This window comes from Vreelandella arctica, assembly GCF_037070215.1.
Taxonomy (GTDB): Bacteria; Pseudomonadota; Gammaproteobacteria; order Pseudomonadales; family Halomonadaceae; genus Vreelandella; species Vreelandella arctica.
Window position 1 is genome coordinate 1 of the sequence record NZ_JBANSN010000056.1, and the last position, 9,779, is coordinate 9,779.

Annotated in this window: 7 protein-coding genes and 2 pseudogenes; 5 read left to right on the plus strand and 4 right to left on the minus strand. The window is 55.8% G+C overall.

The genetic code is table 11. The features are described 5' to 3' along the window. Together V8L70_RS21935 and V8L70_RS21940 are read left to right on the plus strand one after the other, a co-directional pair. The coding region (locus V8L70_RS21935) for a hypothetical protein (RefSeq protein ID WP_218927822.1) at window positions 1–211 on the plus strand (211 nt) is incomplete at its 5' end. Window positions 212–237: 26 nt separating this feature from the next. After that, the gene (locus tag V8L70_RS21940; RefSeq protein WP_164834383.1) at window positions 238–558 is read left to right on the plus strand and encodes a hypothetical protein; all 321 of its coding nucleotides are present in this window, start codon (window positions 238–240) and stop codon (window positions 556–558) included. Window positions 559–1,060: 502 nt separating this feature from the next. Here V8L70_RS21940 and V8L70_RS21945 read toward each other — a convergent pair. Further along, window positions 1,061–1,789, minus strand: a complete 729-nt coding sequence (locus tag V8L70_RS21945) for a TorF family putative porin (RefSeq protein ID WP_035566949.1) — start codon at window positions 1,787–1,789, stop codon at window positions 1,061–1,063. A gap of 281 nt (window positions 1,790–2,070) precedes the next feature. Here V8L70_RS21945 and V8L70_RS21950 point away from each other — a divergent pair, with 281 nt between their 5' ends. Then, complete coding sequence (locus V8L70_RS21950) at window positions 2,071–3,156, plus strand: OprO/OprP family phosphate-selective porin (RefSeq protein ID WP_336270592.1); 1,086 nt, start codon at window positions 2,071–2,073, stop codon at window positions 3,154–3,156. Between the two features lie 83 nt (window positions 3,157–3,239). On the opposite strand, the pseudogene V8L70_RS21955 reads toward V8L70_RS21950, so the two are convergent. Beyond that, window positions 3,240–4,271: pseudogene (locus tag V8L70_RS21955) on the minus strand (ISL3 family transposase); the annotation flags it as partial. 256 nt (window positions 4,272–4,527) lie between these two features. Between V8L70_RS21955 and V8L70_RS21960 the strand changes: the two are divergent. Next, window positions 4,528–6,319: pseudogene (locus V8L70_RS21960) on the plus strand (copper resistance system multicopper oxidase). Between the two features lie 20 nt (window positions 6,320–6,339). Then, window positions 6,340–7,104, plus strand: a complete 765-nt coding sequence (locus tag V8L70_RS21965) for a copper resistance protein B (protein WP_199451743.1) — start codon at window positions 6,340–6,342, stop codon at window positions 7,102–7,104. A gap of 167 nt (window positions 7,105–7,271) precedes the next feature. Here V8L70_RS21965 and V8L70_RS21970 read toward each other — a convergent pair whose 3' ends face one another. Both V8L70_RS21970 and V8L70_RS21975 read right to left on the minus strand, forming a co-directional pair. Next, complete coding sequence (locus tag V8L70_RS21970; RefSeq protein ID WP_336270594.1) at window positions 7,272–8,630, minus strand: hypothetical protein; 1,359 nt, start codon at window positions 8,628–8,630, stop codon at window positions 7,272–7,274. A gap of 531 nt (window positions 8,631–9,161) precedes the next feature. Beyond that, window positions 9,162–9,779, minus strand: a 618-nt coding sequence (locus tag V8L70_RS21975; RefSeq protein WP_336270595.1) for a transposase, incomplete at its 5' end; no start/stop codon positions are given.

Sequence of the window (9,779 nt, forward strand, 5' to 3'; positions counted from 1 at the left end):
CACGGTGGGTTTTGGCAATAACGGGCTTGCGAAAGCCAACTTGCACGGGGCGAATGATCAAAAAGTGCTCGCTGGCGGTGATAGGGAAAGTGTCGGCGCCGGCTTCACGGATTCAGGTATTAGAAACAGTGGTTTATGCCTGTTTGAGTGGCGATATAACATCAATAATCATGCTGGCGCGCTCAATAGTGTTATGTTGAAGGGCGTATAATCACTGTTATGTTTTAAGGAGGTAGTTTGAGTAAAGTCGTTGGACGCTGGCGAATTAAGTGGATGGAAATGTGGGATCAAGACTTTGTTGATCTTATCGAGCCCGGATACTTCCAGTTCGATGAAGATGGCCTCGGCTTTTTTGTATTCGGAGCAGTTGAGGGCCAAATCGACTACCGCATTCCAGATGATGGAGGGCGAGTCGAGTTTTCTTGGTCTGGAAATGATGATGGTCGTGAAAAGTCTGGCCGTGGTTGGTTTCAGTTTTCATCTTCAAATTCAGCGAAAGGGGAACTCTTCATTCATTGTGGAGACGAGTCGGCCGTAGAAATCGAATATCAAACATAACTGTCCCTGCTGTATCGAGACCGCGGCCCGCCTCAAAGCCAATACCGGGCTGTTCTCGAAAGCCATCACCATGGCCTGGTTCAGGGAAACAGCCTGGCTGGCTTTGGCCTGCTGATATTCTTTCAGCGACACACTCTCTTGTGCCTGGGCCGACACCATGGGAGAGACGGCCAAGGCTCCCGGAACTATCATCGCGCACAACAACAATCGTTTGTTCATTCAGTATCATCCTGGCTGTTTGACTGAGGTCAGTGAGTCAGCATTTTTGCGTGGGATTCCGGAGCGACCTTACAGACAAACCTTTAATACAGTTTGAAATTCAGGCACCGGATAAGAAATGAGCTTTGGCGGCAGGGGGGCAGAGGTAAGGGCGAGGATGTCGAGTCACCGGGCGTCAAGGCAGGCGCACGATGGTGGGTTCTTGCATGATAAATAAAAACCGGCCCGTCATTTGGGCCGGCTTTTTATTCTGGATCTGAATTGCTTGTGATCACTTGGCCGATCAGAAACTCCTGCTCCAACCCAGCCAGAACTTCGGATCATCCGAGTTGACAGAGCCAAGCGCGTCGGTTGACTCAATGTCCGCGTACTCCACGTTAACACTGAAAGAACCGAAGTTTCCCGCATCCTTTGTAACGTTGGCGGCGACGTGTGAATAACTTGCCTCGCCGACAGAAGCCTTGCCGTCATCAGCGAAGTCGTAATAGCCAAGCGTCACACCGGCACTGTAGCTGTCCTCCAGAGGCACCCCAACAGAGGCGTAGTAATAGGCATCCCCCTGCACGAACACCCCATCACCACTGGTGTCGCTGTTGATCGTGTAGGCCAGGCCGATGGCCGCAATGCCATAACTGATCTCGCCGTACAGTTCGCCGAAGTCGATGGAGCCCGGCGCGTCAGGATACGCATAATAAATGTACCCAACGTCATAACCCAGTTCTTCCACAGAGCCGGAGAATCCGGCATAAAGATCAAGCTCATAGCTGGTGCCGTCACCAAAATCGACATTGGAACCCCAACCACCGGCGTAGAAGCCCGACGCATGCTCATAATCCAACCCTCCCTGGACAGCCGCAGCCCCGTCTGTCTGGGTGACGCCCCGGAACAGATAGTTGCTGCTGGCGCTCACATTTGAGCTGACGTCAGCGCTAACAATGGCGGGCGCAGCCTGAAGTGCTGCAAGCAAAGTGATACTGATAAAACCTGATTTGGTGAAAAACTGCTTCTTCATAATGGATACCTTCGGTTGGGTTTCATTGCTCCAAATATGATTTAGCAAAATTCCTGCCACATCTTATTTATTCTTGTTTATCATAATTATAGAGACAAATCGGCGCATTCTGAGCTTGCCCCCGAAAAACGACCGCAACACCTAGCGCCCCAGAACCTGTCACTGACCCGGACCGGCGCCCTGTTTTGATGCCATTCTCTGTAACTATTCTGTAATCTTTGCCAAGTAGGCTTTAATAGCGCTTCAACACACATAAGCAAACCAAAAAGGTGAGACAGATCATGAGCAAGAAATATTTGGGCTTGGCTTTGGCGATTTCTGCCGCTTCTGCTGCACAGGCCGGAACTGTTACGACCAGCGGCAAAGACCTTGTGATCGATACCGAGAGCGGTATCAAGGTGAAAACGTCTGACAATTCTGCGTCTTTTCAGCTCGGCGGGCGCCTTCAATGGGATTACGACGCCACGCAGTCTGACGCCAACGGTGTTGACACTACCGATTTCGACGTGCGCCGGGCACGCCTCTACGCCAAGGGCCACTTTGGCGACTGGGCGTACAAAGCCCAGTTCAACGTGGCTGAGAGTGATGGCGCCGACGGCGGGAACGCTGAGGACCTGTACATTCGCTACCTGGGATTTGGCTCGACGGCAACCGTGACTATTGGTAAGCAGAAAGAGCCATTCGGCCTGGAACAATTAACGAGTTCAAAAGACATCTCGGCCCTTGAGCGATCCGCCATGACCGAGCGTTATACCCCCGGTCGCAGCGGCGGCATCCAGCTCAGTGGCAAAGGCAGCAACTGGACCTACGGTATCGGCTATTTCGAGGCAGACGGCGATGGCAGCGACGACTTCAATAACACGGCAGTAACCGCACGGGGCACGGTTGCACCCGTTCAAACGAATAATGCTGTTGTTCATCTTGGTGCGGGTTATACCACGCGTGATGCCGACACTCAGGCCAATGAGGTCGATACGTTTAATCTGGAATTGGCCGGCGCTTCCGGGCCCTTCCATGCCCAGGCCGAATATTTCGATTCCGAGGAAGGTCAGGTGGATGTTGATGGTTATTACGTACAGCTTGGTTGGGTTGTCACCGGCGAAAGCCGTCCTTACAAGGCTGGGGCGTTCAAGCGAGTGAAACCGTCATCGCCCAAAGGAGCCTGGGAAGTTATTGCCCGTTTTGAAGATGGCGACGGAAAATACAGTGATGTGGGGCTGGCCACAACTGACGGTAAGCAAACAACACTGGGCGTTAACTATTACGCCAACAAGAATGTTCGACTTGGAATGAGCTACATGGATGGCGAAGAAGCCAATGGCGCTAGCGGAGATGAAGTGCGTGCGAGGTTACAATATGCATTTTGACCGCATGGAGGTCGCTTGAATGAGTTTGCGGCTTGATATAGTTCTTGAGAGTTAATGAAATACTCAGGTTTTGGGCAGATATTAATGAGAGGCTTCTCGGTGACCGCCGCCTTCATGACCTTGAGGTAGTTCGTGATACGCCACCGAGCCGCCCGCGGCGTCGGGGCCTTCTGGATCCAGCTCAGCTTCTCTTTGATCACCCAGGCATCGGCTGTGGCGCTCTGATCGGCCACCAGCTCCTGGAGCGCCGCCAGTTGCTTGGGCGTCAGGTTCTCGTTGTCGAGGCTTTTCAGCAGGGCCCAGCGCAGCGACTTGGGATGCCCCTGCTCCCGGCGTTCCTTCTTGCGCACCTCGTCCAGCCGCTTGGTGAAGGTCTGAACGATATGGAACCAGTCGACCGTGATGTCGGCCTTGGGAAGATGCTCGGCCACGCCGCTGAGGAAGGCTTGTGACATGTCGCACACGACCTCGACCACGTTGTCGGTGTCACCGCCATGCGCTGCCAGAAAGGCGCTGAAGGCCTTGATGGCGTCTTTGCCGTGGCCGGGGACGGCGAAGATCACCGGTTCCTGCTTGCGCTGCATATCGAGGAATACCGTGACGTAGCGATGACCGCGTCGGGAGGCGGTTTCATCGACGCCGACGGTGGTCACGTTGGCCAGGTCCAGCTCACTCAGCATGCGGCCGACGTAGTGATGCACGATGCGCCACAGGCGTTTGTCGGAGATCTCCAGTTGCCGGGAGACGGCCAGCACCGGCATCTCCTTGACCAACGACATAGCGGCTTGCTCGAACAGCAGGGTGAAGTCGCTGCCCGGCCGCGCCCAGGGCACTTCAATACGCTTGACGCCATGCTCGGGGCACTTGGTGCGAGGCACGCGAGCGTGCAGGTAGCAGTGGTGCTGAAAGAAGTTCAGGTGCCGCCAAGTCTTGTCGGCAAAGTCATGGGCCGGGCAGGCCTTGCCGCACTCCGGGCAGGGGTAGAGGCTGCCCCGCTCGGCCTCGACATAGAGGTCCAGGCGGTGGGGCGACACGGAGGTATCCAGGTGCTGGTCCTTAAGCAACCAGGGCGCTTCAAGGCCTAGGCCGAGGGTCAGAATCTGCGTGCCGTCCATGTCGTACCTCCTGTCCATGTGGAGGTCATATCCTGGCCCAGCTCAGGGGGCGAATTCCACACCCAGCGACGAAGAGCCTAAAAATGGGGGGTTACCGGTCGTCTTTTCAGTTTGATTTCAGTTGCACCGGGTAGCGTCAACAATCGAGCCACGAACGCGAGAAGCTGTATATACATGGTTTTAGGAGCAACCTATGAGCGATAGACATTTCTATGCAGGTGTGTCCAGGCGCCGCCTTATACAAGGAGCTGCCACAATGGGACTTCTTGCCGGTTTCGACAGTTTGTTACCGGCCTATGCTAGAGGACAACTGGACAACACGAATGCATTTCACACCGTGCGTAATGGCGCTGACATTTACGACCTGACCGTCGCGAGAACACCTCTCAAGATAGGGGGCAGAGTCTCGGAACAGCCCATCACCATCAACGGCACTCTGCCAGCGCCTCTGGTGCGCCTCAAACAGGGGCGCGAGGCAATCTTGCGTGTCACCAATACGCTATCGGAGGCAACATCCATTCACTGGCACGGCCTGATTCTGCCGTACCAGATGGACGGCGTTCCTGGCGTCAGCTTTCCCGGCATCAACGTTTGAGTACCGTTTTCCGGTCGAACAGCACGGCACCTACTGGTACCACAGCCACTCTGGCCTTCAGGAACAGCTGGGCCATTATGGGCCGATTATCATTGATCCTGCCGAGCCGGAACCGGTGACCTATGATCCCGAATACGTTGTGGTCCTCTCCGACTGGACCTTTGATTCTCCCTACGACGTATTCCGCAATCTGAAAGTGGCGGAGGGCTACTACAACTACAACCAGCGCACCGTTGGCGACTTCTTCAAGGACGTCGAAACCATGGGCTGGGATGCCGCGTGGAGCAAAGCCGGCATGTGGGGCAGAATGCGAATGAGTCCCCGGGATATCCTGGATGTAACCGGTTCTGAATATACCTACCTGATGAACGGGTCGCCTTCCGCCAGCAACTGGACCGGGCTGTTCCGTCCCGGCGAGAAAATTCGCCTGAGATTCATCAACGCCTCGGCGATGACCTTCTTTGATGTCCGTATCCCGGGACTCCCGATGACGGTTATCTCCGCTGACGGTCAGCCAGTGCAGCCCGTAGAAACGGATGAATTCCGCATTGGCGTGGCGGAAACCTACGACGTGATTGTACAGCCAACCGACACGGCTCACACCGTGTTTGCCCAGTCACAGGATCGGTCGGGGTATGTGCGCGGAACGTTAGCCACCCGCAAGGGAATGGAGGCGCCAGTACCGCCCATGTATCCGCGAACCGAGCGCGGTATGGCCGCCATGGGCATGGGCGCGATGAGCATGGGCGCCATGGGCAAGGACGGCGATATGAACATGGACAGCGGCATGGACATGGGTGGCAAGATGGCGATGATGTCGGGCAGCAACGACAAAGCCCATGGCCAAATGATGATGAATGGCGCCGACTCGGGAATGAACAAGATGAGCTCGGACAAAGCAACGATGAATGAGGTCCCGACGGCGGGTCGGCCGATATCCCATGGCCCTGATAATCACGGTCCCGGGGCGGCCATGGTGGCTTCCAGCCCGCAATCGCGTCTGGATGACCCTGGTGTAGGCTTTGAAACAGCCAACCATCGGGTGCTGACTTATTCCCAGTTGCAGAGCATTGAGGGCTGGCCCGACAAGCGCCCGGCCGAACGCGAGGTGGAACTGCACCTTACCGGCAATATGGAACGTTACATGTGGTCGTTCGACGGCAAAAAGTTCTCTGAAGTCGATGGCCCGGTCAAGTTCTACCATGGCGAGCGCCTGCGATTGATCCTCGTCAACGACTCGATGATGGATCACCCCATTCACCTGCATGGCATGTGGATGGAACTGGAAACCGGTGCAGGTGAATATCGTCCACGCAAACACACGATTTCCGTCAAACCCGGCGAGCGTGTATCCGCGCTGATCACAGCGGATGCACCGGGTGACTGGGCTTTCCATTGCCACCTTCTGTACCACATGGACGCAGGCATGTTTCGTGTCGTGTCGGTCGTTTAACGGGATAGGGGATGAACATTATGATGAATCGCATCAAGTGGGTTGTGGGTGCCTCAGCCTTAACGCTTGCCTCGGGAGCCGGCGCCGCCGGTACTGGCGTTCAGGCCGAACCGGACTGGACGCTGCCGATACACGACAACCAGGTGTTTGGCCAGGTTCTGTTTGACCGGATGGAATACCAGCGTGACGGCGACAACGAATTGGCCCTGTGGGACGCCCAGGCCTGGATTGGTAAAGATCGCAATCGGCTCTGGGTCGAAACGGAAGGTGAGACTGATCTATCCAGCGACAGCGGCGACATCGAAAATTTTGATGTGCAGTACAGCTATCGCTTCGATCGCTTCTGGGATATACAGACAGGATTGGGTGCCCAGACAACGTTTGGCCCCAGCCCTAATAAGGAGCGCTATTCGGCCATTGTTGGATTGCAGGGACTTGCCCCCTACTGGTTTGAGGTAGACACAAATCTCCGAGTCACCGACGACGGTGACGTGTCATACGATCTTGAAGCCGAGTACGACTGGCTGCTGACCCAAAGGCTCATTTTGCAGGGCCGCGGCGAAACGCTCGTTGCCTTCAGCGATGTTGAGGAGTGGGGCGTCGGTAGTGGCATCAATAATGTGGGCCTGGGGCTCCGTCTGAGATACCACTTTTCGAGGGAGTTTGCGCCCTACGTGGGTGTTTCTTACACCCGCTTTCTGGGCAACACAGAGGACCTTCGTGAGCGCGAGGGGGAAGACGTCGAGTCCTCCAGCTTCGTGGCGGGCGTCCGGTGGTGGTTTTAGTACGATAATGCCCAGTAGAAAAGGCTAGCCCCTTTGCGTGGGTCAGCTAGCGTCCTCATTTGGAGGATTTCGTCAAAATCATTGCCGACCTTCCGCATGTTCGGCTCAATGACAAACGGCCGGACTAAGGCCCGGCCGTTGTATCAGATCATGAAATTACACGTTGATCAGTAACTGATATTGACCATAGCTACGACCTTATAGGTATCCTCCGGGTCATCTCCGTAGAAGTCTCCCATGAAACCGTAAGAACCGCGGAGGCTGATGTCATACACGCCGGCAAACTTTTTACCAAGCTGAGCAGCGACTTCAGTACCAAGGGTTGAGCCGTTGGCCTGAGCAGCAGCGCTGTCGGGCGCGTCGTCGGCAGCGCGGAAGTATCCTGTGCCGTACTTCAGGTAGTAGTCGTTGGAAAGTTCCTGATCACCCGAGACCATCAGCCCCATCAGACCATATCCCTGGTAAGCTGCGTCATAAACTGACTTGGCCCCCTGGGAACCATTGTTGTAGTAGTAGTCTGTTCCGAAGATTTGCAGATTGCTGCTATTCAGCTCCCAGCCTGACTGGTTTGCCGCGAAGCGATCTGCACCATTGCTGCTGTCATCAGCCGGAATGTAGATGCCGTGAATCTTGAGGCTTGCATTGTCCCAATGCCTCTGGGCATACAGATTCAACATGTACGTGTCGCCATCTGTTGCGTCAGAGTCACGCCCGGACGACTTTTTGTAAAGTACCGAGCCGCTATAGGCCATTTTGTTAAAGGTAAAATCGGCGTAGGCACCGAAATAGTTGTCATCCGTTCGAGCCGCCGTACCATTCAGAGCATCCGGACTGCTGTTGCTGATCTGAGCTCCGGTAAGGCCGTAGTGGAAAACCTCGCTGGGATGAACTTCGGCACTCAACATGTAGAAGTCCACGTCGTCCGCAGAATCTCTATCGTTTTCTTCCCACTTGAACCAGCCACCTGTCAGCGTGGCCATACCAACATTGCCCGCAAAGGAGACGCCATTCATGTCGTCGTTGGTAACAAGGCTCTCGTACTTGCCGAAGCCATACCCCTGGACGCCCGCTCGCACCTTCCAGTCGCTGTTCGGCACCTTCAGTTCAGCGTAGACATTTTTGGTCTCAACGCCAACGCCGTCGGCGCTGAGTTTGCCGCAATTGTCACCCTGGCAGCTTCCCTTCTCACCCCAGGGAGAATCGAGCTCACCGTACCAAACCAGGCTCACGTTATCGTTGAGGTCGCCGGTGATCTTTGCACGCAGGCGCTGGTCAACAAATGAACTGCTGTTCTCGTTGGTTTCATCCAGGCTTTCTGAGGTCGCCTGCAGGCGGTAATAACCGTTCACCGTGAAGGGGGAATCGCCTTTCTTGAGCTCTTCCACTTCAGCCGTCAGTTGATTTATTTCAACCTTCAGGTCTTCTACGGTTGGTGACGCACGCCCGACCGGCTCCGCGGCCAACGCCGGTGTTGCTACTAAAGCTATCGCCAGCGGAGCGCTTATTGATTTGAAGATTTTGCTCACCTGAAACTCCTTATTTTAATTTTCATATCGACAACGATTTATTGCCTCAATATGGATGTGCCAGTTAAACGGCACTTAATCTTGACGCACAAAGCTTGTAGTGGTCAACTGAAACGAACCTGAATTTTCAGCTAAATTTCATTTTCCCGATTTTCGTACTGACATCCCCACCCGTCAGACTGTCAGACCTGACGACGCATCAAAGAGGCTATTTCGCCCCCAGCGCCCATCTTGGAGAGGTGCTATGATTGTGAAGTGACCCCCTCCAGAACTGCACAGGGTATAGTGCAGCCATCAGCCCGCCTCATTCACGAGGGTGCTGATTGAGCGGTCTGAAGGTACTGACTGGTGGCATCGCTTATCAGGATCGGCTTCTTCAGCGCGAATAGCTGTTGAGTAATGCCAAAACGCTGAAATTTCCCCGCTTCCTTATAGCTCTTTGGAATCAATGGCGACCGTCCAAGCAGCCGTGATCGCCGCCCGCCGCTCCGGTCGCTCGCTTTCTGATGCTGTGGTGGTCTCGCAGAAGCGTCAGCTCAGTGCGGTCAGCTTCGGCAGCCCCTTCAGCAGCGTCGGCCACCACTTGTCGGCGGCGGCACCCAGATGAACGGTGATTCGCCGAGCGTGCAGCCTCAGCGTGGCGGTGACCTTCAGCACCTGCTCGCGCATCCGGCTGAGGCTCCAGCCTTGCCGGGTCTGCCGCTCCAGCAGGCAGCGCAGGCCATGCAGGACCTGGTAGGCGTAGAGGCTGAGCAGCAGGCTCACCTCGTTGCGTGCCATCACGTCCTGAACGGTGGAGGCGCCGCGATCGGTCGACGAGAGGTGCACGTCGAGCGCCGACTTCACCTCGCCCATGTGCGCCTCGGCGCTGCCGCGCTTGCGGTAGAGCGCCAGGACCTTCTCCGGCGGCCAGTCGAACTTGCCGAGGTTGGTGACCAGGAAGAAGGCATGCAGCAGCAGGTCATCGGGGCGTTCCTGCACCACCAGCACCACGCGACGCGGTGCCGACCAAGAGCCCGCTTGATACGCCAGATCGTGGCACCACTCGCGAGGCTGCTCGGGTGGCCGGCCGGGTGGCCGCTTCAGGTGCGGTGCCGCCAGTTTCTGCAGGCCGGAGTGACTGCGCAGTCGGCCCAGGTACTCGATGTC

Coding starts and splice junctions, on each gene's coding strand:
- V8L70_RS21965 (WP_199451743.1), top strand. CDS start 6,340: ATGATGAATCGCATCAAGTGGGTTGTGGGTGCCTCAGCCTTAACGCTT.
- V8L70_RS21945 (WP_035566949.1), bottom strand. CDS start 1,789: ATGAAGAAGCAGTTTTTCACCAAATCAGGTTTTATCAGTATCACTTTG.
- V8L70_RS21950 (WP_336270592.1), top strand. CDS start 2,071: ATGAGCAAGAAATATTTGGGCTTGGCTTTGGCGATTTCTGCCGCTTCT.